At 60.7% G+C, this 22,680-nt stretch carries 26 protein-coding genes and 2 pseudogenes; 15 read left to right on the plus strand and 13 right to left on the minus strand.

Going from position 1 to position 22,680, the window contains the following annotated elements:
• Positions 1 to 42 precede the first annotated feature (42 nt).
• Positions 43 to 915, plus strand: coding sequence for a pirin family protein (locus tag ACZK13_RS10245; protein ID WP_317216585.1), 873 nt, complete (start codon positions 43 to 45; stop codon positions 913 to 915).
• 40 nt (positions 916 to 955) lie between these two features.
• Here the strand turns inward: ACZK13_RS10245 and ACZK13_RS10250 are convergent, their stop codons facing one another.
• Entirely contained in the window at positions 956 to 1,804 is an 849-nt protein-coding gene (locus ACZK13_RS10250) for a helix-turn-helix domain-containing protein (protein WP_346484551.1), read from the minus strand.
• 90 nt (positions 1,805 to 1,894) lie between these two features.
• On the opposite strand from ACZK13_RS10250, the gene ACZK13_RS10255 reads away from it, so the two are divergent.
• The gene (locus tag ACZK13_RS10255) at positions 1,895 to 2,356 is read left to right on the plus strand and encodes a DUF6265 family protein (RefSeq protein WP_125895913.1); all 462 of its coding nucleotides are present in this window, start codon (positions 1,895 to 1,897) and stop codon (positions 2,354 to 2,356) included.
• Here the strand turns inward: ACZK13_RS10255 and ACZK13_RS10260 are convergent.
• Complete coding sequence (locus tag ACZK13_RS10260) at positions 2,338 to 2,826, minus strand: DUF3693 domain-containing protein (RefSeq protein ID WP_478482492.1); 489 nt, start codon at positions 2,824 to 2,826, stop codon at positions 2,338 to 2,340. The genes ACZK13_RS10255 and ACZK13_RS10260 overlap by 19 nt on opposite strands.
• Before the next feature lie 132 nt (positions 2,827 to 2,958).
• On the opposite strand from ACZK13_RS10260, the gene ACZK13_RS10265 reads away from it, so the two are divergent.
• The 10 genes and pseudogenes from ACZK13_RS10265 to ACZK13_RS10310 all read left to right on the plus strand — a co-directional run bounded on the left by ACZK13_RS10265 (position 2,959) and on the right by ACZK13_RS10310 (position 8,945).
• On the plus strand, positions 2,959 to 3,123 hold the full coding sequence (locus ACZK13_RS10265; protein WP_187296455.1) for a hypothetical protein: 165 nt from the start codon (positions 2,959 to 2,961) through the stop codon (positions 3,121 to 3,123).
• Positions 3,120 to 3,281: a hypothetical protein gene (locus ACZK13_RS10270; RefSeq protein WP_187296456.1), complete on the plus strand. Its 162-nt coding sequence runs from the start codon at positions 3,120 to 3,122 to the stop codon at positions 3,279 to 3,281. The genes ACZK13_RS10265 and ACZK13_RS10270 overlap by 4 nt, the downstream gene beginning before the upstream one ends.
• A 375-nt stretch (positions 3,282 to 3,656) precedes the next feature.
• Complete coding sequence (locus tag ACZK13_RS10275) at positions 3,657 to 4,535, plus strand: rolling circle replication-associated protein (protein ID WP_187296460.1); 879 nt, start codon at positions 3,657 to 3,659, stop codon at positions 4,533 to 4,535.
• Positions 4,532 to 4,822, plus strand: coding sequence for a single-stranded DNA-binding protein (locus ACZK13_RS10280; RefSeq protein ID WP_053443007.1), 291 nt, complete (start codon positions 4,532 to 4,534; stop codon positions 4,820 to 4,822). The genes ACZK13_RS10275 and ACZK13_RS10280 overlap by 4 nt, the downstream gene beginning before the upstream one ends.
• Before the next feature lie 3 nt (positions 4,823 to 4,825).
• Positions 4,826 to 5,047, plus strand: a complete 222-nt coding sequence (locus tag ACZK13_RS10285) for a hypothetical protein (protein WP_053443008.1) — start codon at positions 4,826 to 4,828, stop codon at positions 5,045 to 5,047.
• Between the two features lie 17 nt (positions 5,048 to 5,064).
• Entirely contained in the window at positions 5,065 to 5,307 is a 243-nt protein-coding gene (locus ACZK13_RS10290; RefSeq protein WP_053443009.1) for a hypothetical protein, read from the plus strand.
• Positions 5,308 to 5,570: 263 nt separating this feature from the next.
• Positions 5,571 to 6,815: a hypothetical protein gene (locus ACZK13_RS10295; RefSeq protein WP_478482493.1), complete on the plus strand. Its 1,245-nt coding sequence runs from the start codon at positions 5,571 to 5,573 to the stop codon at positions 6,813 to 6,815.
• Positions 6,815 to 7,135 (plus strand): DUF2523 family protein, encoded by a 321-nt coding sequence (locus ACZK13_RS10300; protein ID WP_053443011.1) that lies wholly within the window; start codon positions 6,815 to 6,817, stop codon positions 7,133 to 7,135. The genes ACZK13_RS10295 and ACZK13_RS10300 overlap by 1 nt, the downstream gene beginning before the upstream one ends.
• Positions 7,132 to 7,593: pseudogene (locus ACZK13_RS10305) on the plus strand (zonular occludens toxin domain-containing protein); the annotation flags it as partial. The gene ACZK13_RS10300 and the pseudogene ACZK13_RS10305, both read left to right, overlap by 4 nt.
• Before the next feature lie 725 nt (positions 7,594 to 8,318).
• Positions 8,319 to 8,945: a TraX family protein gene (locus ACZK13_RS10310; RefSeq protein ID WP_478482494.1), complete on the plus strand. Its 627-nt coding sequence runs from the start codon at positions 8,319 to 8,321 to the stop codon at positions 8,943 to 8,945.
• Here the strand turns inward: ACZK13_RS10310 and ACZK13_RS10315 are convergent.
• The 3 genes from ACZK13_RS10315 to ACZK13_RS10325 all read right to left on the minus strand — a co-directional run bounded on the left by ACZK13_RS10315 (position 8,942) and on the right by ACZK13_RS10325 (position 10,790).
• The gene (locus ACZK13_RS10315; protein ID WP_478482495.1) at positions 8,942 to 9,274 is read right to left on the minus strand and encodes a hypothetical protein; all 333 of its coding nucleotides are present in this window, start codon (positions 9,272 to 9,274) and stop codon (positions 8,942 to 8,944) included. The genes ACZK13_RS10310 and ACZK13_RS10315 overlap by 4 nt on opposite strands.
• 185 nt (positions 9,275 to 9,459) lie before the next feature.
• Positions 9,460 to 9,798: a DUF3653 domain-containing protein gene (locus tag ACZK13_RS10320; protein ID WP_478482496.1), complete on the minus strand. Its 339-nt coding sequence runs from the start codon at positions 9,796 to 9,798 to the stop codon at positions 9,460 to 9,462.
• 710 nt (positions 9,799 to 10,508) lie between these two features.
• Complete coding sequence (locus tag ACZK13_RS10325; RefSeq protein ID WP_032966721.1) at positions 10,509 to 10,790, minus strand: hypothetical protein; 282 nt, start codon at positions 10,788 to 10,790, stop codon at positions 10,509 to 10,511.
• A 156-nt stretch (positions 10,791 to 10,946) separates the two neighbouring features.
• On the opposite strand from ACZK13_RS10325, the gene ACZK13_RS10330 reads away from it, so the two are divergent.
• On the plus strand, positions 10,947 to 12,041 hold the full coding sequence (locus ACZK13_RS10330) for a site-specific integrase (protein ID WP_050557867.1): 1,095 nt from the start codon (positions 10,947 to 10,949) through the stop codon (positions 12,039 to 12,041).
• A gap of 205 nt (positions 12,042 to 12,246) precedes the next feature.
• Here the strand turns inward: ACZK13_RS10330 and ACZK13_RS10335 are convergent, their stop codons facing one another.
• From ACZK13_RS10335 to ACZK13_RS10355, 5 genes and pseudogenes are all read right to left on the minus strand, one after another.
• Positions 12,247 to 13,377: a hypothetical protein gene (locus ACZK13_RS10335; protein WP_032966722.1), complete on the minus strand. Its 1,131-nt coding sequence runs from the start codon at positions 13,375 to 13,377 to the stop codon at positions 12,247 to 12,249.
• A complete protein-coding gene (locus ACZK13_RS10340) occupies positions 13,374 to 14,006 on the minus strand; it encodes a Cap15 family cyclic dinucleotide receptor domain-containing protein (RefSeq protein WP_032966723.1) in 633 nt (210 codons plus the stop codon). The genes ACZK13_RS10335 and ACZK13_RS10340 overlap by 4 nt, the downstream gene beginning before the upstream one ends.
• Before the next feature lie 245 nt (positions 14,007 to 14,251).
• Entirely contained in the window at positions 14,252 to 14,968 is a 717-nt protein-coding gene (locus ACZK13_RS10345; protein WP_032966726.1) for a hypothetical protein, read from the minus strand.
• Positions 14,969 to 15,251: 283 nt separating this feature from the next.
• On the minus strand, positions 15,252 to 15,866 hold the full coding sequence (locus ACZK13_RS10350) for a hypothetical protein (RefSeq protein ID WP_032966728.1): 615 nt from the start codon (positions 15,864 to 15,866) through the stop codon (positions 15,252 to 15,254).
• Positions 15,867 to 16,304: 438 nt separating this feature from the next.
• Positions 16,305 to 16,934, minus strand: a pseudogene (locus tag ACZK13_RS10355) (cation efflux transmembrane domain-containing protein).
• On the opposite strand from ACZK13_RS10355, the gene ACZK13_RS10360 reads away from it, so the two are divergent.
• Positions 16,933 to 17,424 carry a MerR family transcriptional regulator gene (locus ACZK13_RS10360; RefSeq protein ID WP_232418982.1) on the plus strand — a complete coding sequence of 164 codons (492 nt, stop codon included), beginning with the start codon at positions 16,933 to 16,935 and terminating at the stop codon, positions 17,422 to 17,424. The pseudogene ACZK13_RS10355 and the gene ACZK13_RS10360 sit on opposite strands and share 2 nt — an antisense overlap.
• Before the next feature lie 19 nt (positions 17,425 to 17,443).
• Here ACZK13_RS10360 and ACZK13_RS10365 read toward each other — a convergent pair whose 3' ends face one another.
• Both ACZK13_RS10365 and ACZK13_RS10370 read right to left on the minus strand, forming a co-directional pair.
• A complete protein-coding gene (locus ACZK13_RS10365; protein ID WP_005413324.1) occupies positions 17,444 to 18,925 on the minus strand; it encodes a porin in 1,482 nt (493 codons plus the stop codon).
• 32 nt (positions 18,926 to 18,957) lie between these two features.
• Positions 18,958 to 19,986: an alpha/beta hydrolase gene (locus ACZK13_RS10370; RefSeq protein ID WP_005413325.1), complete on the minus strand. Its 1,029-nt coding sequence runs from the start codon at positions 19,984 to 19,986 to the stop codon at positions 18,958 to 18,960.
• Positions 19,987 to 20,492: 506 nt separating this feature from the next.
• Here ACZK13_RS10370 and ACZK13_RS10375 point away from each other — a divergent pair.
• Positions 20,493 to 21,980, plus strand: a complete 1,488-nt coding sequence (locus ACZK13_RS10375) for an EAL domain-containing protein (RefSeq protein ID WP_232418984.1) — start codon at positions 20,493 to 20,495, stop codon at positions 21,978 to 21,980.
• Positions 21,981 to 22,152: 172 nt separating this feature from the next.
• Here the strand turns inward: ACZK13_RS10375 and ACZK13_RS10380 are convergent, their stop codons facing one another.
• The gene (locus ACZK13_RS10380; protein ID WP_032966734.1) at positions 22,153 to 22,584 is read right to left on the minus strand and encodes a BLUF domain-containing protein; all 432 of its coding nucleotides are present in this window, start codon (positions 22,582 to 22,584) and stop codon (positions 22,153 to 22,155) included.
• Positions 22,585 to 22,680 lie beyond the last annotated feature (96 nt).

Genomic DNA, 22,680 nt, shown 5'->3' on the forward strand with positions numbered 1-22,680 from the left:
GTCGTCGCGACGTTCGAAACCCGCTTCCAAGGAGACCACGCCATGCTTGCCGTCCACCCCTCCGAATCCACCGCGATGTCTCCGGTCGCCTCCGTGCGCCGCATCGTGCATCGCACCCGCGGCCGCAGCCACGGACCCATCACCCGGCTGGTGAGTCCTTCCGACCTGGGCGAACGTCTCAAGCCGTTCGTCTTCCTCGATCTCATCGACGCGCGCGATCTTTCGCGCGCCGAAGCCCCTGCGCTTGGCCTGCATCCGCACTCGGGCATCGCCACGCTCACCTGGCTGCTGGAAGGGGCCGTCGACTATGAAGACGACCAGGGCCGCCAGGGCAGTATCGAGGCCGGCTGGATGGAGTGGATGCAGGCCGGCAGTGGCGCGTGGCACGGTGGCGGATTCGGTGATTCTGATCGCCTGCGCGGTTTCCAGTTGTGGCTCGCGTTGCCACCTGCATTGGAGCTGGCTGCACCTTTCAGCCGCTACATCGGCCCCGAGCAGATCCTCAGCGAAGGCCCGGTGACCGTATTGCTGGGAGCGTACGGCACGGCCCGCAGCCCCATCGATGCCCCGGCACCGATCAACTACTTTTCGGTGAAACTGCGGGCGGGAGAATCGTGGCGGTTCCAACCGCCGCCGGGACATGACGTAGCCTGGGCCGCCGTGAGCGTGGGCTCGCTGCGTGTGCCCGAAGCGATCGGTGCAGGTGAACTGGTGGTCTTCGAGGAAGGCGGCCACGAGGTCGCGTTCTTCGCCCGCGAGGACACCGAGTTCGTGTTCGGTACCGCAGCACAGCATTCGTATCCGCTGGCAACAGGCTACTACTCGGTCCATACCAGCCCGCAGGCGCTGAAGGCGGGTGAGGCGCGGATCCGGGAGCTGGGGAAGCAGATCCGGACGGCGGGAAGCGCTGGCTGATGGAGTCGGCTCTGGAGCAGGGCAGGAGGGCGGGGCCCAGCTATCCTGAGTGGCCGCTACTGCTTCCGCGCACGAAGGCGGCTGCCAGCCGCAGTGCATCGTCGCTGCCACGATCGCCACGCAGGGCATTCACCAGCCGGCCGGGCGTTACCCCGGTCCAGCGGACAAGATCATGCGTGGCATGGGCCTGGTCGCTGTAGCCGTGACGTGCGGCTGCAGTGGCAATGCTGGTGGCTTCTCCATCCAGGGTGTGCAGAATCGCCTGCAGACGGCGCACACGAGCGTACTCCTTCGGGGGCATGCCCACCGCGGCCAGAAAGCGGGATTGCAGGCCGCGCAGGGACATGCCAAGCCGCCGCGTCAGTTCGGCAATGCGCAGATCGCCCTGCATCGCATCCAGCTGCGCAACCGCCTGTTCGACACGTTCGTCCAGGACGAAGCTGGAACAACGATCCCGCAGGACCTGCCAGAGAGGCTCGGGCGTGTTGGTGGCCGCACTGGCGCGTGCGGCGGCACTGAACGTTTCGGCAAAGGAAGCATCCAGCGTGTAAAGGTCCGGGGCCTGGTCACGAAGGCCGGGCAAGCGGGCACCGGCGATCAAGGCGCTCGCGGCCGGCTGCAGCCGCACACCGATGCAGAACACCGCACCAGCGGCCTGCAAACGGATTGGCCCTGACTGCTGTGCCGCGAAACAGAACGGTAGATCGGAACGGATACGGCCATCTGTGCCATGCAGCTGCAGCGGCACGCCCACTTCGGCCAGCAGCTCGCAACGGCCATCGGGATAGATAACCTGCACGTCATTCCCGGGTGCGTCGTCCTGCAGCCACCAGATGCACTGGACGTGACGGCGGAGGTCGTCGGGGGCAGGGTGCTCGCAGTAGTCCATGCGGCATCGGACGCCATCCTGCGCGTTTTTACAAGCGCCCTCGGTGTCCGTGCCGCTAGCCTGCAGCCAACCCAACCAGGAGGTCAGGACATGTTGAAGTCGAAGGTGGCGGTGCTGGGCGCTGGCCTGGCGTTGGGAAGTGGCGCGGCTATGGCCGCACCGGCCGAGTTCGACTGGCTGGCCGGGCATTGGTGCGGCGGTACCGAGGAGCGCAGGCTTGATGAGGTCTGGCTGCCCGAGGCCGGCGGGGCCTTACTTGGGATGTCACGGACGCTGAGCCACGGCGATATGGAGTCATTCGAGTACATGCGCCTGGTGCCGGCGGGCAAAGCGGCTGGCCTGCATGTGCAGCCCAATGGCGTGGCGCCAACCACGTTCGTCATTGCAGACCATGGCGCGAACTGGGTGGTGTTCGAGAATCCGCAGAATGACTTCCCGAAGCGCATCGAGTACCGGCGTGATGGCACTGCGCTGAAGGCGAGCATCTCCGGTCCGGGTGATGACGGGAAGATCCTGCGGATTCCGTTTGACTATCAACGCTGCGGGGATTGAGTGGGAACGCTGGCCAGGAGTGAAGTCAGGGATCTGAGGACTGGTGAGGCTCTGGCTTCTTGGGTAGCGATCTTGCCCGTAACATAATATACAGAATGCGGCTGATCTGAGCCGGAAAAGCCTTGTGAATCAATGGCTTTAGCGCGGGCGGCGCCTGGTGCTGCGAACACTACCAGCGCCAACACTGCGGCGACCGCGCTCAACCTGTCCAACATCGATTTCCACATCGCGCGCTCGGCCGGGGATGCCGCGCGTTCCGCATGGATGCGTGCCGTCCATGCCGGTCCATCGAGCTTTGCCATGGCGCAAAGCTGCGCAATTCGCTCATCAGGAATGGGATTCCGGGCCTGTCGCCAATTTGAGACGACGGCGCGGGTGACCCCCATGCGCTGAGCTAAAGCATTGTCTGAAGGGAGATTTGTTCCGACACGGGCTTGGTCGAGCAGCTGGTTGACGGCGTCCATGTACACGATTCCGTTGACAGGGTGTATTCGGGGAACTATACATCGGCCCCGTATGCGGGATCGCATACGCCCGCCACCGGCACCCCAAGGCCGTTGGCGGGTTCCCTTGGGGTAGGGGCTTGGGGACGGGGTAGGGCAATGGATGCGCTTATCGGGGTCGTTCTTGCTGGCTGCATTGCGGCCGTCTCCTTCGGGCTGGCGCTGATTCCGCGCCGCCTGTCTGTCGCACTGGCTGCGACTCGATCCAATCCGGCCGCTGAGGGTGCCGTCATCGCCCAGGCACTGGCCGAGGTGCGCCGATGATCCCGGCTCCGCCCATCTTCATCACTGCACCGGTCGTCCAAGTGGCAGGCGATCCGCTCGATCTGTTCCTGCGCGTCAACGTGATCGCATTCGGCGTGTTCGTTCTCTGCGCCTGCGTCGTCATGTGGATTGCCGACGACCGCGAGGCCGGGCGATGAGCGATCTCAAGTTCTGGGCCCCGATTGTGGCGGGCTGGATTGTCGTCGTCGTCTTCATCGGATGGTCAATGGGCATGGAAAGGCGCAAGAAATGACCACCGTCCTCGACAGCCTGTACCGCTGGTTCTTTCGTCTACCCGCGTGCACTCCGGGTCACTGCTACTGCCGACGCACCTGCATCTGCTTGATTCAGGAGCCGGAAGAATGAGCGCTGTCCAGCAGCTGCAATGCGCCTTCTGCGGCAACGTCGTCACCTACCTGTTCAAGGGTGGCTGCTGCTTTGAATGCACCGAGTCGGACGGCCGCATTGAAATTCCACCGACTCCCGTTGATCCGCGCTCCCCAGAGTTGCGGGCATTCGACCTGTCCGTCGCTATGGACAGGGCAGGGCAGCGCAGCGTGGAAATCGCCAACGAGGACATGCGCCGTTCGCAGCGCGCTTCTGGCACGTCCCTGCAAGAGTATTTCCGTGTCGGGGAACTGCTGAAGGGCGACGGCCGCGCAGCGGCCGACGCCCTTGGGCTTGTCTATTACAAAACAAGTGACACGCCGGTCCGTCTTGGCCGGGTCACCATCGAAATTGATCCCCTTCTAGCGAAGGCGCAGCGGCTGCGAAAGTCCGTCATCACCGGAGCACGGCTTCATGACCAAGAGGCGCAAAAAGGTTCGCGCCGTGGCGCGTGGTACTTCCTCACGCTCACCTACAGAGACGGAAGCGATAGCAGCCCTCGTGACGTTAGCGAGCTACTTAAGCGCATGCGCGGCTTCTTCAATCGAACTCGAGATCGGCGAGAACGGTGGAAAGGTGAAGTGTTCCGTTACGTATGGGTCGGCGAACTCACTCAGCGCCTTCGCCCCCATTACCACGTGATGGTGTGGGTGCCCAAGGGCATGTACTTCGGCAAGGTCGATCAGCGCGGCTGGTGGCCTCATGGTTCCAGTCAGATTGAGAGGGCCCGCAACTGCGTCGGCTATCTCGCGAAGTACGCCAGCAAGTTCACCAGCGTCGTGGCAGGCGCATTTCCCAAAGGATTCCGAACCAGTGGCGTCGGTGGACTCAATGAAGAGTCCAGGCGCGAACTGCGTTGGTGGAAAGCACCTAAAGAGGCCCGCGAGGCGCTCGGCGGTGAGGCAGACATCCGCAAGATCAAAGGCGGGTGGTTCGACAAGGCTACCGGGGTGTTCTGGCCGTCCCCGTGGAAAGTCACATTCGCATTCGGCCGGACAATCGCTTGGAAGGTGATCCCAATATGAAAGTTGAAGTCATGACCGATCAGGTCGAAACCCGTTCTTTCCCCGCGCGCGACGGCAAGGCTGCTGTCCATTTCCGTGAGCAGAAAGCTGCCGTGCTTCGCCCCGGAGATTTCCCGCTTCCGTTCAAACTGACGCTGGATGACGACCAGCAGCCCTACAAGCCCGGCACCTACGACCTGTGCCCGACGTCGCTGGAAAGCAACAAGTATGGCGGCCTCGATTTTGGTCGGCGCATTCGTCTTCTGACACCGTCGCCCGCTCCGGGTCCGGTCGCACAGAAGGCCTAAACCATGTCCGATCCGGCGCCCCTCTACGTGGTCGGTTGTGCTGCTGAGAACGTGCAGCAGGACGGCACGTGTTCGGTGCCGGTCTGGATGCCGTACCACCAGCCAGTGTTGCCACCCCTGACATTGGCTGATGGAACCCTTGTCGCGTTCTCCATCGTTGGAGTTTGGGCAATCGGGTTGAAAGCGCGCCTCGTGTTCCGCGCGGCGCGCATAGGGGTCTACTGATGACGAGGAAAATCAAAATGAAGTTCATGAACGCTGCTCGCCGTTTCGGCGCTTCGACCGTCGCCAAGATTGGCGCCGGTACTACCGCTCTTGTCGCGTCGGGCGCCGCTCTGGCCTCTGGCGGTGCGAGTTCCCCAGGTGCGGCCATCGCAGGTGAAATGGCCGGTGGCAAGGCCGATATCGGCGTGGTCATCGGTGCGTGCGCTGTGCTGATCGGCCTGATTCTTGTGTGGGCTTACACCCGCAAGGCTGCGAAGTAAACGGGCTGGTTCTGAAACCGGGGGCGCACGGCAACGTTCGCCCCCTTTTTAATTGGGGGAATCGTCATGGGCTATTTCATAATCGTTGGTATCTGCGGCGCATGTTGGCTGGCGTTTGAGGGCATGTAATGAGGCGTGCCCTACTACTGTTCTTCATGGCAATACTCTGCGTTGGCGGCGTTGCAGTTCCGGAGCGAGCTGAGGCACGCGATGTTGTGAAATGCAATTCGCAGCGCAGTCCGCCGTGCACAATCCCTGAGGCGATGGCCGAGTGCGAGGGGTACAACCCGTTGCCGTATGGCAACTATGTCGCGATCAATAGTCGGCGGTGTGTGCTGGAGAAGAGGGGTAGTGATTACGGCTGGGTGATTCTTGAGGCAGATTTCAAGCTGCACAACGGATCATCTAGTGGCTGGGTAAATAATCAGACCTTCGATTGGCGGCAAAGCTGCGAAGCCAATCAGGGCAAGGTGACGCCGTTCTTTCCGCCTTCGGGCTCAGTTCGTTGCATTGACGGCTGTGAGGTCACTTACCGCGATAACGGCGATGACACCACGACCTACAGCAACAATGGTCGCTACTGTGCAAAGAAGCCCGACTGTGCTGCTCAGGGCAAGAACATGGTGTGGAACGCCATGCTCGGCGTTTGCCAACCTGTGCAGCCCGAATGTCCTCAAGGCAAGGTAAAAGTTGGCAATGCCTGTGCTGAAGAGAAGTCATGTCCTGATGGCATGGCGTTGGTAGCAGGCTCATGCAAGAAGGAAGACAACGAGTGCCCTGCGGGCATGATTCGTAGCCCGCTTGGCAGCTGCATTCCCGGTGATGGTCAGTGCGCCCAGGGTGAGGTGCGAGGGCCAGACGGGACCTGCAAAAGAGACAAGAACAACGACGGGCAGCCTGACACGGATGATCCCGAGAGCTTCTCTGGTGGTGATACATGCGAATCGCCCCCTTCATGTAGTGGGTCGCCAATCATGTGCGGACAAGCTCGCATTCAGTGGCGCATCGAGTGCAACACGCGCCGTAACAACAACATCAGTGGTGGTCAGTGTACGCAGGCCGGTATGCCGACGTGCACTGGTGAGAAATGCAATGCCATGGAGTACACCCAGCTTCTGATGCAATGGCGATCTGCATGTGCCGTGGAGAAGCTGGCTGCCAAGCAAGACACACCAGGCCAAGGCGGTACTCAAGGTGATGCCAATGGCAATGGTGTAGCTGATGTGCTTGAGGGCAGGGGAGGCGTTACCCCAATCGGTGATGGCGCAGCCGACGTTGCCAGCGCAAAAAAGTGGGGCATTCCACTTTCAACCGACAAGCTCGACACCAGCAACATGTTTGGCGGCGGCGGGTCGTGTCCGCAGCCACCTTCAATCACGATCATGGGCAAGACGGTGAGTGCAGGTGACGTCCCATACTTCTGCCGAATTGCAGCGATTCTGCGCGGGCTGATCCTCATCTTTGGTGCGTATACGGCAATTCGGATTCTTATGGGAGCGGTCTTCTAATGGGCATGGTTTCTGACTGGATCGTAGACGCGACAACGTCGCTTGTTGGCAAGCTGAAGGATGCGGCAGCGGGCATGCTGGGAAAGATGCTTGCAACCTTCGGGCTCACTACCGTCACGTTTAATGCACTACTGCCAAAGTTGAAGGAGTTCGTTCTTCAGTTCATTGGCGGCATTGATGGTCAGGCGATGGAAATGCTGTCTTACCTTGGTGTTGGCACGTGCTTTTCGATGATCTTTTCCGCGCTGACGGTGCGCATGGCGTGGAAGATTTTCATCGTGCCTAAGTCAGTTGCCGATGGGCTGGGGTCGGGCTCATGATCTACTGGTACACGGGCCAGCCTGGACACGGAAAGACGCTGCACGGAATTGAGCGGCTTCTTGAATTCAAGGATCAGGGGCGGATTGTGTACGCCTGCAATATCCGTGATTTCGACTACGCTAGAACAGGCGTACTGGAAATGACGCCGGAACAGTTCAAGGACTGGCCGAACTTCTTGCCCGATGGTGCTGTTGCGCTCGTAGATGAGGCGTACGAACACGGCATGCTGCCCAAGCGTCCGACAGGCTCTAAGGTTCCGCATCACGTCGAACAGCTGGCCAAGCACCGCCACAAGGGTCTGGATTTCATCTTCATCAGCCAGTCGCCGGATAAGCAGTGCGATCAGTTCGTGCATGATCTGATTGAGCGCCACGTGCATGTGCGCCGCCGTTTCGGCACGAAGTTTGTCGATCTTCGCGAGTTCGATAAGTTTGAAGCCCGGGCAGAGAAAGCAACGCCGCTGGTCACGAAGCGTCGCACACTGCCCAAGCGACCTATGGGCATGTACAAGTCCACTGAGCTGGACACCACCGAGCGGCGTATCCCCTGGTACGTCATCGCGTTGCCGGTTCTGGCCATTGCCGCCGTCCTTATGATGTATTTCGCGTTCGGGCGCATGGACAAGCGAATGAACGGCGGAGACAACCCCGGAGTCGGCGTTACTGCTCAAGCGGCTACACCGCACGACGGAGCATCGGCGACGGCGGGCGGTGCGGCCGCGCCGAGCCCGGCACAGCCACTCAAGGAATATGTCGACAAGTTCCTCCCGCGCGTCCCATCGCAACCGTGGAGCGCACCTGTCTATGACGGCGCGCTTAGTCTTCCGGCCGAACCGCCGCGCATCTTCTGCATGTCGTCGCTCGGCGGGCAGAACGGTCTTGGCGAACAGGACGATCCCAGCTGTACATGCGTGACGGAGCAGGGGACGCGGTATGAACTGGCGGACGAGCCGACTTGTCGAATGGTTGCGCGTAGTGGTCAGTACGAACCCTACTTGCCCAAGCGCGAAGATCGGCTTGTTGATGGGCAAACGCAGATAAATCGTGGCATGCAGGAAATCAATCAACGCCAGGTTGAAGGCACGGCCATTGCTCGCAGTCAGCGAGCTATGGGGAGTTTTCCGGAGTCTCCGCCCATCAGCACAAGCAGTTATATGACGACACCGCCGGGGGAGAATCGGCTATGACAAGCGGCGGGCGTGAATTGCTTAAGTGGCTGGCGTTGGTGTTGATGACCGGCGACCACGTTGTGAAGGTGCTGGATCTTGGCTATGTGCCGGTGGTTTCGGAGCTTGGCCGGGGCGCGTTCCCGGTCTTCGCGTTGGTGATGGCGTTCAATCTGGCTCAGCCAGGAGCGAACATTTCGAAGTCCGTACAGCGTTTGGCAACTTGGGGCATCGCCGCAACGCCCGTTGCTGTCCTGGCATTCGGCCAGTTGCTACCGCTGAATGTGCTGCTGACGTTCGCTGCGGCCGCTGCTTGTGTGTGGGCCATTGAGCGCCGGTACTGGATTCTGGTCGCGTTCCTTGCGGTCATCGCCCCTGCATGGCTGGACTATGCGTGGCCGGGCGTGTGGCTCGTTCTCGCTGGATGGCGCTGGTATAGAGGGCAGGGTGGTCAACCGTGGTTGGTGTGGGGCTGCATGGGCCTGTTGTGCGCCTACAACGGTAACGCGTGGGCGTTGCTCGCCATTCCAGCGCTGCGGCTGGCCCACTTCAACGTTGCTGTGCCGCGCTCCGGCAAGATCTTCTATGGCTACTACATCGGCCATCTTGTGGCGTTGCTGCTGATCGCAGCCATTCTTGTCTAGCAGGGATCGTTGGGTAGGTCTCGCCAGCCGCCTTCGATTCGCTTGAAACGATGGCCTTGCATACAGCGCTCCCCGTCGCCAAGTGGGCGCTGTTGCACAGTTGGGAGTACACGGTCGAGTTGAATGGTTCTGCGAACCGCAGCTACGTCCGCCGCGTTCTCAGCTTCTAGTTTTCGCATGTCGCGATCTATTTTTGCTTTGAATTCAGCTTCTTCTTGGGTCGTCATCGGGCGCATCAGCTCGCGGGTCATCGCCGCGGCCTGCCGCCGAGCATTCCACTCGATCAGCCCCATAGCGATCACGATAAGTGCCACCGCGGCAACGGCCATGTAGAGCCAGGGCGACGTTGGTTCCTGTCTTGGTGTTGCGTGGCGTTGATGGCTTCGGAACCGGACCTCTTGCAGGTCTGGAGCACTAAAGGTCGGTTCGTGTCGTTCGCGGTCCATACGGTTCCCCAGGTCGTCCTGCGCGCATTCTAGCTGGGGTGTAGGGGCAGCGCCCCTACGGAAGCGCCTCACACGCGCTGACGGCGCTTCGGCCCCGGTACCGGTAGGACTGCTGCTGGCGGCTCGGCGTCGGGGCCAGTCATCGTCACCGATGACCGCTTTTCCCGGCGATGTGCCAAGGCATCAGAGAGGTTCACGACACTGGCGGCGTTGAAGGACAAGGGTTTCCGGGGCTTGCCGATCGCGCGTCCGGCCTCCATCATCCGGCGCCATTCCTGCGCTTGCGCAGCAGTGAGCGACAGCCAGGCCAGATCCTCGGGCAGCAGTTCGCGTCCCTCGGGCGTGACCAGTCGGCCACCCTTAAACGAAAAACCGGCCCAAGGGCCGGTCAGTTTCCGATCACGCACGATCAGGCTCCATGCCAGAGTAGGTGCCGGGGAAGCGGCAAGAGGCGTGCCAGCCACCCCAAGATGATCTGAACATAATATACATTATGCGAAATGCTGTATAGGGCTGTAGCGGCGTTCGTGTCCTCCGCACTGCCCTATGCGAGTGTCAGTTTTCTTGGTTCTTGTTGATTGACGGGGAGAAGTCGCCCCACCTACTACGAAAAGTCGCCCCATTTTCTACGGAAAGTCGCCCCACATTTGACGGAACTCCCATCAAGGCGCCCCTAATTCGACGAAGCTACGAAACTGATGCCCCAGATTTGATCGAACGGCAGACAAGTTGCCCCAAGAGTCTCGGTTGGTGGTTGCTCAATTTAACCTGCGAGTGAACCCTTGTGCCACCGGCGAAGATCGCGGTCTGCGTATCGGTGATTCTGGGCGCTGGGGGAGCAAGCCTTGGCAAATCGCGCGCCGCTCCGCGTGCGGCTAATCTGGGCCTGCAGGCCCGCGCTTCCTGCCCTGATTAAACCGAGATCTGCAGGGGCGCGCTCTTTGATTTTGAGTTTGTCCGATGGCGGGCTCGGGGCTGCATGACTGATGGCAGATGTACGTCACGCTACGGCAGTCTCCAAGGCCAGCATCTTCTTTTGCCGGGATCGCGATAGTTCCAGCTGTGGCGAGGACCATAGTGGTGCCTTGGGAGGCGCCACTGAATACGTCCCTCAGGGTCACAGCCGCTGATTGATCCATGCCCAGGTCGTGTTGGATAGGTAGCCTTGGTGGCTGCCTGTGTAGACATGGGTGACAAAGATCCGGTCGTTCCCATCAAGACGCTGCCTGAGATCGGTGCATAGAGCGTCGGCGGATAGGCTCGTTGAGATCCATCGCACGGTCTCAAGGCCGGGATCGGCGACGTTTTCGTGCCGATTCAGGTGGTTCAGAAACGCTGTCCGCTTTGCTTCGTAGTTCGCTTCGCGGTTCAAGTTCCAGGTCACTACATAGACGGCCATTTCGATCCTTCGAGTGTGACACTCAGTGTGTCGGCGCGATCATAGCAAGTGTGATACACGTCGCGAAAATGGCTGCCCCGCCCTATTCTTTGATGGTTCCGATAAGATATATTTATCGGAACTCGGGAGATTTTTGCGCTATATTTTCAATCACTTATGAGCGACCTCCTGCCAACTCTGACCACCGCGGCTCCTGCCAAACCGACCGTGGCGCAGCTCTCGCAGTCCTCGGCGGACGCGGTACGCGAAGTCTTCGCCGAAGCGGCCTCGGCCAACACCACGCGCAGTTACGCCACCGCATTGCGCTACTGGGCGGCCTGGTACCAAGGCCGCTACGGAGTGGTCATCGCCATGCCGGTCGACGCGTCTTGCGTGATCCAGTTCATCATCGATCATCTGGCCCGGCGCTCAGGCGACGCCCTGACCTGGGAGCTGCCGCCGACACTGGATGCGCTTTTGGTAGAAGGCAAATTCAAGCAGCGCCAAGGACCGCTCAAGCTGTCGACCATCGTCCACCGCGTTGCGGTGCTCTCCAGCGCCCATCAATTGCTCAAGCTGGCCAATCCCTGCGAAAGCAGCGAGGTTCGGCAGCTGTTGGCCAAGGGCCGTCGCGCCGCACATAAGCGCGGCGAGCGGCCGAGCAAGAAGACGGCGATCACTGCGACCGAATTGATGGCGATGATTGCGACCTGTGAGGACGATCTTGTTGGGAAACGTGATCGTGCCCTGCTCTACTTTGCCTTCGCCAGTGGTGGGCGCCGGCGGAGCGAGACGGCCCATGCCGCCTTGAGCAAGCTTGCGCCGATCGACGGCGGGTACCTCTACCACCTGGATGTCGGTAAAACGCTTCAGGAGGGCGTCAAAGCAGGCGGCTCGCCGGACAAGCCCTTGTTAGGTCCACCGGCCGAAGCGCTTCGCACCTGGATCGAAGCGGCTGGACTGCAGGAGGGTGCCCTCTTCCGCCAATTAACACGCGGGAAAGTTGGGGCCGGCTTGTCACCGAAGTCGGTGGCCACCATCATCCAGAATCGCGCACGCGCTGCCGGGTTGGTGGGGAGCTTTGGCGGTCACAGCCTACGATCGGGTTTCGTGACGGAAGGTGCTAGGCAAGGAATTGCCCTGCCAGCCATCATGGCAATGACCGATCACCGATCGGTGGTGAGTGTAATTGGCTACTATCAAGCCGGTGCAGCCGAAACGAATCCGGCGGCCCGAATGCTGGAACGCTCAATAAAGTCAACTTCGGATTGACTGCCTTGGCAGTCGCGGCGAAAGCCGCCCTGCCCGTCAGGGCATCGTCCCGCCCGCCTTGATGACCATGACCGACCATGGGCTGCGGTCAGCGGTCGACCACCTCCGGGCCGGCGCCGTCAACACCAACGCGGCCGCGGGCCTGCTTGATAGTCGCGGGCCGGCCCTTGGTCCTCGATGCCACTACGACTGGGGCGCGCAATTCCTATTGGACGATCACATGCTCCACCGCGCGTCGACTGTTCTCCAGGCTGGGGGATTCCTGCATGTACAGGGTCGAATCCTGTTCCCGCGCCACCTGCCGCAACAGCTTGTCCATCTCCATTGATAGTCGCCACAGCGCGGCAGCTTTCTCGGGCGTATCCAGGATGCGCCGCGAACCATCGGGCGTCATCAGCGCTTGAGCCTCGGTGGGATTGTGATAGCACCAATCCAAGTGCCGTTGCGCCTCCGTCAGGATTGCCAGCTCCCATTGCGCGCCGGCGCGCAGTGCGGCCAGGTCCGCGTGATAGAGCAAGCCGGCGATCTCAAAGCTGGATAAGCCGATCATCGTGCCCTCCTCTTCTGCGTCGGCTTTGACGTTCTTGCATAGCCGGATCGCTTTGCGGAGGCCGCCGAACGCCACAATATCTCGGTCTGACACCCGCTTAATATGGAGAAATGGCAAGTTGTCGATCGTAACGTGGTCGAACTTGTGGTAGATAGAGACGCCACGATCGTATTCCAGTCCACTAAGCTGGTACTGCAACGTATCCCACCACACCGCAGGGACGACATCGACAGGACGAGCTAGCGAGCCGCCGCTGAGCTTGACGGCCTTTGCATTGGTCGCATCTACGTCGACTGCCGGAAAGGCGGCGCGCAAGGCAGACTCGCTCGTGCGACGTAGATCGCGCAGCAACAGCAGGGTGTCGCGAACCGGCGGGGAGTAAGCTCCGCGCTGGGCCCGAACACCGCCTGGCGCGTAATACAACGAACCCAGCCCAATCGTCAGCAGATCCACATCGCTGACGCCCCGAATATGCACATTTAATGGCACCGAACCCTGCAAACGATAGGTGGTGCCGAGTCCTTCGGCCGCCAACCGCTGTCGCAGTTGGTTCTCGACCCGGCTGGCGGTCTCGACGCTGATGCGCGTGTAGTCGGGATCGACCTCCTGCATGGCGCCCAAGGCGTAGCGGGTGGATGGTTTGCCCCCGGCCCGCCGCTCATAGGCCTCCCCCAAGAGCTGCTTGCGGAGGATCTCGACCTGTTGATCCGCGGCAACTGCGGCGGAGCGGTCAGCACCCGATCGCCGGGCGCGCAGCTTCTGGAGCCGATGATCGATTGCGGTCATGATTGGCGCCTCCAGCGCATTCGACCGTAGGTCGCACGCCCTCGACCATTGAAATAGTCACCTTCGGCCTGCTGTTGGTCCGCGCTGACAGTCATGTCGCAGAAGCCTACGTGATTGGCAAGATTAGGTTGATCGATACGCGCATCATTGCGATAGTTATAAAACAACCGGTAGCCACCAGCTTCATCGTGCATCAGTGCCGCGACCACGCTATCGGACCCGGATTGCTCGGTGGTCAAGCGAATTCGTAATCGATCCCAGCTCTGGGCAATAGACACCGTACCGGTCCAGTCTCGCGCCGACGCATCGTCCGCCCCGCCATACGAAGTCCCCTCGCAGCGCCACTGCCCCTGCAGATCGGGGACTTTCAGCAGCCGTGACAGCCAAGGAATTCGCCAGAGGTGGCGGTCGAATAGCCAATAGAGGATCAGGTACACGGCCCCCGCACCGATGAGCGCCATTACCGAGGGCGTCAGGTGCGCAGGTAGGCCGTACCTTGCGGCCAGATCGATCACCCGCAGGACCAAGTAGACAATGCCCGCTGAAATGGCGGCTGCCGCAGTCCCCAAGTAACGGCCGATCTTCGCTCGACTGATCCCGTCCAGCAGGACGTACTCATGACTCCTCATGCCTTCTGCCCCATTGCTTGAGTCACTAATGTGCCGCGCCATATCGGGCGCCCCTAGCGTCATTCACTATAGCCCCGGTCAGTCGCACTGACTGAGACAGGCACCAAGGCTATGGCTTCGGCATCGAATTGCCTATGCGATCTTACGGACATGACTGCTCGCCACCTCTAGAGCAACGCCGTCACGCCCGCACTTCTGGCGTGCAATAATCGTGAAGCGGAACTTGCGCCCAGTTGAGCATTTTGTCATTCATTCTTGTTGATATGAGTGATGTATGCATCAACTTTTCTTATAAGGCCATGAAGGTTTATGGTCGCACGATGAATGAAGTCGTCAATTGAATTCGGGCTGAGCGACAATTCGTCGCCATCGGGCCTAAATAACCTGCCAATTCTTTCGCGGTGCGCCGGCTTTTTCACCATCCCGCCGAAATGGACTATGGTGTGCCGAATCGTAAACATCTCGTCCAACATGCGTGGGCACTGCGTAGTTTCCCAGTTGGACGTTTCAAACTTTAGTGCCAGCTTGAGATGCTTGTAGATGTAATAGATCTTCCTGAGCACCTTGTTGCCGTTTTGCACATCAACATTAAATTCCTTTGCGAACTCGCCATACCTTTCTCCATCTGACTCTTCTAGCCCCATGATTGGGAACAGCGAGCTTACGAAAGCCTCTGTGCATGCGCAGATGCTTACAACGCACTGCCTGCGTACCATCTCGCCATACTCTCCGCCTCGAAGATACGCACTGAGGTCATCAGCGCTTATGATGGTTGTGTAGCCATCAGGAAAATCGTCGCTTAGCCTAGCGAACCCGCTGAGTTCGACCAGCGACAAAAGTTCTTGCGTGTATGTGCTGCCAATTGCAACTTTGGCTACCTGGTCGAGGCTTCTATAGAAATCTTCGCACAGAGAGAGCAAGTCATTGTTTTCGATGTGGATCGAAGTTGCGATGTTTGCCATTGCTGTTTTGCCCGATTTTTCGGCCGAATAGGCGGCCCCGTGAGTCTGACTGCTGATGGTCGATACGATTAAGGGGTTTTACCTAGACTCATGCCTGGGTGAGGCCTGCCACTGCGGCCAAATGCCCTTAGCGTCACGACTTAACTTGGAACGCATTCCCGGCCGCACATCGGTCGCGCCAGGAGTTACCTCAACTATTTCATTGGAGGTCAGTTCCACGATTCCGGCAGAGATGGGGTGAGGCAGGACCGGATCGCAGCCCGAGCCAGTGCGGTGCCACTACCTAAATCCCTCCCAAATCCTTGAGTACGGCCTGCCCTTTCTGCAGGAATCCAACGAGCAGCCGCCCTCCTGCCACCTGCCTCCCCAACTGCTCGTTGAGGTAGCTGGCCTGCAAACGCGCATGGGCCAGGAGATCCGTCTGGGCCATGCTGGGCGTTACGGCTCGGAGCGGTTCGCCTGGCGACGCCAGCTGCCCCCCGATCGACTGGACCACGCAAGGTCGCTGGCTGTCATTTTTGGCATATGCCGTTGCCATCATCCGACGGTTCTTCGGCGACCAGCCACCAAGCACCAACTCGGTTCCGAGCTGCTCGATCGGTAATCCCGCCTCGACGGCCGCCCTCTCGTAGTTCGGCCACAGCTGGTCCACCACCAGCCCCAACTCAGCAGATAGCTGTTCCATTGTGAAATCTGCCCGGAAGCTGGCCTGGAGTACCAGTTCATAAATTCGGAGGAAGAATTGCGTAGAACCTCGCGTAGCAAGCATTAGGTTGTGCTGAGGGATCAGCAGCAGCTTTGCCCCTGCGGAATGTGCCCCTGTGATCGCGTCCTCTGCAAGGGTATCCACTGCGACGACAAGGTGGTCACGAGTGAGCAGAAGGTTGAGGATGCTCATAGCGGGCTCGCTTAGATGTTCGCAGACTATCGCCTTCCACTCCCCTTCCTGTCCAGACTGCCATGACCTCCGAAATCACAGAAATCCTTGATCGCCTCCGTGCATGCGAGGCCGTGCTTGAGATGCACCGCGGCTACCTAAAGGCAATGGAGTATGCGCTGCGGGTTTCGTTTCTAACACACCAAGATCCGGGGGTTCTGCTCGACACGTGGACCAGATTGCTCCCCTCGATCGCTCAAAGTCACGAGAGAGACGGCGGCCAGGAATTTGCGGCCGCATTTCAGCAATCCCTTACAGTTCTCACTGAGCAGATCGGCGCCGAGTGCAATATGCCCTAGGCACCCAAAGCGTAGGGCTCAACGAGGCCGGCAACGTCCGCTCTCGCTCAGCGGCGAGCATTAAAATGGCGCGAGGGCTTCAACCTTTACTACCCTCGCGTCACTCCTTCGTCGTTGTACGACACGCGGGCCATGCTTCTCCAATCACTTCCAGTGCAGATTTGATGAATAGCAGGGCGATCACCGCGCCAGCTACGATGTCCGGCCAGCCGCGTCCGGTCAGCGCAACGACAACGGCAGCCACTAGTACACCGAAGTTGGCTGCGACATCATTGCGGGAGCACTCGAAGGTGCTTTTCATGTTGATGTTGAGCGCGCGGAACCGCCACAGCAATGTCAGGCACACCAGATTGGCCATCAGCGCGATGGCTCCGAACCCCAGCATCAAGCCGCTGGAAGGCGGCACGCCGTGGACCAGCTTGCTGACCACCTCCACCACGATGAAGACAAAAAAGGCCAGGATCAGTAGCCCCTTGGCGAGGACTGCGCCAGCTTCCCAACGCGCCCCCCGGTTCACCGCCCACAGGCTCAGGCCCTATACGATTGCGTCACCCAGCATATCCACCGCATCAGCCTGCAGAGTACTGGAGCGCGCCACGATGCCCGCGCGGAACTCGATGAGGAACATCACCAGATTGATGACGAGCACCGCCACTAGTACGCGTCGCTGCGCACTATGGAGAGCCAAGGCTTCCAGTTCCTGGCGCTTGTGGCCGCAGCAGTGGTCCATGGATGACTCCCGCCAAGCTGTGGCCTGGCTTGAGAAAGGTTCGGACCATCGTTATCAACCCTGTAGCCACTACAAGGTCAAGCCCATGTCCAACCACCTAACCATCGGCCAGCTGGCCCGCGAGACCGGCAGCAAGGCCGAAACCATCCGTTACTACGAAAATATCGGCCTGCTGCAGCCGCCGCTACGGTCCGTGGGCAACTACCGCTACTACGGCGCCCAGGACCAGAGGCGCCTGTCGTTCGTTCGCCGGGCGCGGGAACTGGGCTTCTCCATCGAGCAGATCCGCGAGTTGATTGCCTTTGGTGAACAGCGCGAGCACGAGTGCAGTTCAGTGGATGACGTGGTGAAGGCGCATATCGCCGACATCACACGCCGGATTCGCGACCTGCAGGCGCTGCAGGGCAAACTGAAGCGGATGATCGGCAATTGCCCGGGCGGCCGCGTAGCCGATTGCAGGGTGCTGGAAGCCCTTCAGTCGCAGCCATGACCCTGCTGACCCATCCACATCAGAACGAAACCTGCGCTCGCACGCCCATGGTATTGCCGGAATCAGGCCCCTGGGCGTTGCCGACCTTGTTGTCGGTCTTCCAGTGAACATAGTTCAGCATCAGGCGCGACCAGTTGTTGAGGTACCAGTTCACCCCGAGCGTCCATGCGGTGCCCTCGCCGCCCCGGGCCGCATCGAGAAAGTCGTAGCGGTCATAACGCGCAGCCAGCTCGAAGGCGCCAACGCCACCTTCCTGCACCGGGCGCAATACCCGTGTGGTGCCCCATACCCCGGAGCGGCTGCTGAATCCGGGGCGCTCGCCGGTGATCAGCCAGCCTGCGTAGATCGATGTCGCCCGCTGGTCGACCGAGTCGACCGTACGTGACTCGATGGTGCGGGTGGTTTGTTCGGCGAAGGCCCAGACCGGACCATACACTCCGCCCAGCTCCAGCCCCCAGGCGCGGTTGTCGGTGACGTTGGCGATGGAGCTGGCCGACACGCGCACGTTGCCGTTCCAGCCCAGCGCGATCGGAGAGGTCTTGTTGATGCTGCCCACGTCCTGGCCGAGATTCTCGTACCAGTACCAGCCCCCCAGATGCACGAAGCCTGCCTGCCCGCGTAGTGGGTTCCAGTGTGCGCGCAGCAGATACGCAACGGTGTCGCTGGCCGTGCTGTCATTGCCGATATCGTCGCCGGTCACCGCCACACTGGCGTGCCAGCCATCACCGATCACCTTCGTGGTGACGCCCAGCCCGTAGTACCCGCTCTGCTGGGCTCCGACCGACGCCACCGCATTGCGCTGCATGAAAGGCGTATTGACGCCGCTGGTGCTGCCATCGAGGCCACGGTCCTTGAGCTTGTTGCCCACGTAGATTTCCGTTGGCAGGCCACTCACCCGCGTGTCCCAGGACAGATAGGTGTCCTTCAGCGAGACATCGTTGCCCGCAAAGTCCGCATCGATCTTGTAACCCAGCGGTCCCATCCGGCCTTCGGCACCGAGGCGGCCGCTGGCCAGGTCGGTGCCGGTGATGTTGCGTGCGTCGAACGCGGATCCGTGGGTACTGCTGAAATCGACCATCACCCGGCCGCGGGGGTGGAAGGTGAACTGGCCATCACTGCTGCGGAACTCAGGGCCGCCCTTGCGCCAGCGCACATTGCCACCCCCTCCTCCACCGGTTGCGGCGAGCTGTGCCACCTGTGCCTGCAGAATGGCCATGTCGTCCTGGCGGGTGTCAGCGATGGCCGCAGCCAGCTGCGCATCGACGCCCGCACCGCTGCTGGGTGCCGCGCCGGTACTTTGAGCGGTCCCCTCCAGTGCAGCCAGGCGTGCGCTCAGCTGCTCCAGCAGTGATGCCTGCTCGCGCAGTTGCTTTGCCTGCTGCTGCACCTGCGCACGCAATCCGGCTTCGGTATCGCCAGCCGCGGCCAGCACAGAGGGGGAGGCCAGCAACAGGCAGCCGCCGGCAGCCGCGCCAAGCGCGGCACGATTCAGTGAATTCATGCAGTTCTCCCGAATGAAATACGGTGCGCGGCTCAGTCGCCCGCGCCATCATCGTCAAGCTGAGCTGCAGCGGCGGGTATCGCGCTGGCATCGTGCGGCTGCAGCCGCGCAAGCGGCGGCCCGAGGTAGCCGTGGCTGCGCGCCCAGTTGGCAAAAAGCCGCGGCCACTGCGCCACCAATGTTCCGGGCTTGCCCAGCCCCCAGCTATGGCCTCCGGCTTCGAACAGATGCAGCTCCACCGGAATGCCTGCCGCATGCGTGGCCTGGTACATCGCCACGCTGTGGCCGACATCGACGGTGCGATCGTCCACGGCCTGGGCCAGGAACACCGGCGGCATGTCCTTGCGGACGTGTTGTTCGACCGAATAGGCCTGCTGCGCGTCGCCTTGGCTGGCCAGTTCCCGCTTCGACCGGGTGTGGTCCAGCGGCGCGCGCATTGAAACGACCGGATAGATCATGCCAAGGAAGTCCGGACGCGCGGACAGCTGGTCGGCTGCATCCACCGGCGGATACAACGGCGCATCGAAGCGCGTGGCAACGATCCCGGCGAGATTGCCGCCGGCGGAAAAGCCCAATGCGCCGATGCGCTCCGGATCAACCCGCAGGCTTGCGGCCTGCGCGCGCAGCAGCCGCATGGCGCGCTGGCCATCCTGGAACGGCGAAACCGGTGCCCATCCATCGGCAGGCAGCCGGTAGTACACCACGGCTGCGGTGACACCCAGCGATTGCAGCCACTGCGCGGTCGGCTTGGCGGCGCTGCCGATCTGGATGCGGAAGTAACCCCCGCCGCCGAAGATCACCACGGCTGTTCCGTTCGGTTTCAGCGGTCGGTAGATCTCCATGCGCGCGTCGCTGATTCCCGAGACCGCGCCCTTCGCGCTGCCTTCGACGCCGGTCCGTTCCGGTCCACGCGCGCGTTGCTGCCAGTGGTCCTGCGGCCACAGCGGAACCACCTCGGGTGCCAGTGCAGGCGGCGCCGCTGGCACCGCGCCGGCAAGCAATGGATTCAGCAGGATCAGAAGCACTGCCAGCCCGCGCAGCTTCCCCGCATGCAGACTCATATCACGCCCTCCCGTCGGCCTCTACGGGGGGAAGTGTGCGTCGAGTTGCGCTGGCGACCTATAGCCGGATGGGACTAGCTGGGCCGTGCTCTTCTGTGTGCGCCGCAACATCAAAGTGGACACCTTTGGCTGGAGAGTCGCCATAGGATTTGCCATGACAATACTGTAAGGCTTCCTGGTCTTCTTACCCCTCCCCGCTCCGGCAACTGGCTCTCTACTGCTGATGACAGCGCTGCTGTCCATGGCAAGCGACTCGCGCGATGTTTGGCAGATTATGGCTCGGCTCTACCCGGGCCACTGCGGCGGGATGCCCTCGTAAGCGATACATGCCCCCGCGCTCTTCAAAGCATCTCTGCAGTTCTGTGACAGAGTGCCGATACATCTTAAGCAGCAATGCGATTCTGATTCAGCGCCGGAGGCAGTTCCGTTCAAGGGGGAGCCGATTGACCGCCACCAGCAACCGCACTCGATTCCTGTTGACAATTCTAGGGCCTGTAGCTCTGTCCATGCTAGCGATGCTGATCGTCGCCCAGGCCGTTCTTTACGTGGAGGACAGCGAGTCCACAGAGACCATTGCTGAAGCCGTCGTGGTCCGGGCAGAGACTGTCTCGCAGGCAAGAAGGGTCGCTTCAGACGCGGCGCTAAGGTCTACCTTCGCGTTGTGTTCCGACGCCGACATTCGAGCACTCAAGGAAGTCGCTTTCGATTCCAGTTATATGAGTGACGTGGGCCGGATCCAGGATGATCACCTGCTGTGCAGTGCGCTTTGGGGAAGGATCGTTCCGTTCAAGCTTCCTGCGCCGCACTATTCATCGGGCGATACCAAGCTATGGAATACGTCCGATCTCGTTGGCTCGCCTTACGGAGGCACCAACCTGATCGCCCAGGGCCGGACATTCACGGTGTCATCGCCCTCGTCCTTCGATGGCTTGGACCCGGCGAGAACCAGCACATTCACTGTCGAAACGCGTGATCGCTCCTATGTGTTCCGGAGTGTGGAGCCTGCAGCGGACGCCAGTGAAGCCACATCATCCCGCATACGGCTGAGCCGATGCAGCAACAAGGCAAACGTCTGTGCATTCGTATCACGGCCCCGGCGGGGCATCTGGGACCTTGCCCCCTCTCTGCTCTACACCATCATCGGCATAGGTGCCGCGCTTGGCATTACCTTCTCGTACCTCCTAATTCGTCGAAACAGGACCGCAAGGCAGACGCTCCAGCAGCGCTTCAGCCTTGCCATGCGCCGAAACGAGATCGAGTTGGTGTATCAGCCTCTATACACCGTTGTGGATAGGCACCTTGTCGGGTTCGAAGTGCTAAGCCGCTGGAGCCCAGTTGGCGAAGGCGAAATATCTCCTGGCATCTTCGTACCAATGGCCCGCCAACTTGGCCTGAGTTCAGATCTTTTCCGGTACGTACTGTCGAAGGCGCTGAGAGAGATGGCACCGGCCCTCGCCGGCGAGAATGCACCATACCTGAGCATAAACGCTGAGCCCGTTGACATGGCTTCGGAGGACACTGTTCGTTTCGTCGTAAGCGTCACGCAGCAGGCCGGTGTTCTACCGGATCAGGTCAGGATCGAGATCACCGAACGTGAGGAACTGGTCTGCCCTGGCGTAACCGCACACATGGCAGCGTTGGCAGCATTGGGATTCCGATTCCTCATTGATGACTTCGGAACTGGCAGCTCCAACTTCTCACACTTTGCCCAGTCCCCCTTCATCGGTATCAAGATTGACCGCATGTTCGTATCGGCCATCACCGAGGAATCACCCTTGCGCCCGGTGTTGCCGGGCATATACCAGATCGCTCGCCAGCTCGGCCTGGAGGTGATCGTGGAAGGAGTGGAGACTGCAGAGCAGGATGCATTGCTGCAGCAGATCGCGCCTTCTGCAGTAGGCCAAGGATGGCTATACGGCATGCCTGTCCCGGCTGAAGCCGCCGCTGTCCTGGCCAAATCACACAATGGCGACGAGCCATTCACTGACCCGTGAATGGCTCCTGTTCCACTATGTACCCGCGCCGAGGAATGGCGCAGCAAGACGAAAGACCACTGTTACATGCACGAGCCTTCCCCACTCAGTGCAACCGAACGGTTGATGGTGTTCACACCCATCGCTGTTGACGCCCCGAAAGGGCATCGTCGAGATCGGATCTGAGTCGAACCTATGCGGCCTGCACGTAGGGGGCTACAGCTGCGGCCAGCACATCAATTCCCCACACCGATCCAGCAATTTCCTCAGGCTCACTCTTCTTGAAGCGCGACCAATCGGCCCTTGCCAGCTTGCCCACGAGCAGCTGATCGGCGGGAAGCCGATGCATTGACCAGTAGGGGAACTGCCTCGTAGATACGCGGCCTCTCGCCAGTTCTACGACGCCCGTGTGGCTCGTCGATTGCAGCACGCGCTCATAGACGCTGGCGACCCCATCTTCCGGGCCTTCAAAGTACTGCACGAATCTAGCTCCGTCGTACAGCAGAACTCCCGTCACGCCTGCAACTTTGTTGAACCTCGCAGCATCGGCTACGAGCGCTTCCAGCTGATCAATCGAAAGACCTTCAACTGCTTCGCTTGCGTATACAACGGCCCGAATGGGCATGGTCTTTGCCTTGAAAGAGGGCCACATCGGCACCTATTCACACTCTACCACTCGGCACAAGTAGGGGCCGGGATGCGCATTCTTAACTCTTCAGAA

The sequence above is a fragment of the Stenotrophomonas sp. 99219_Sma genome (genome assembly GCF_056480785.1).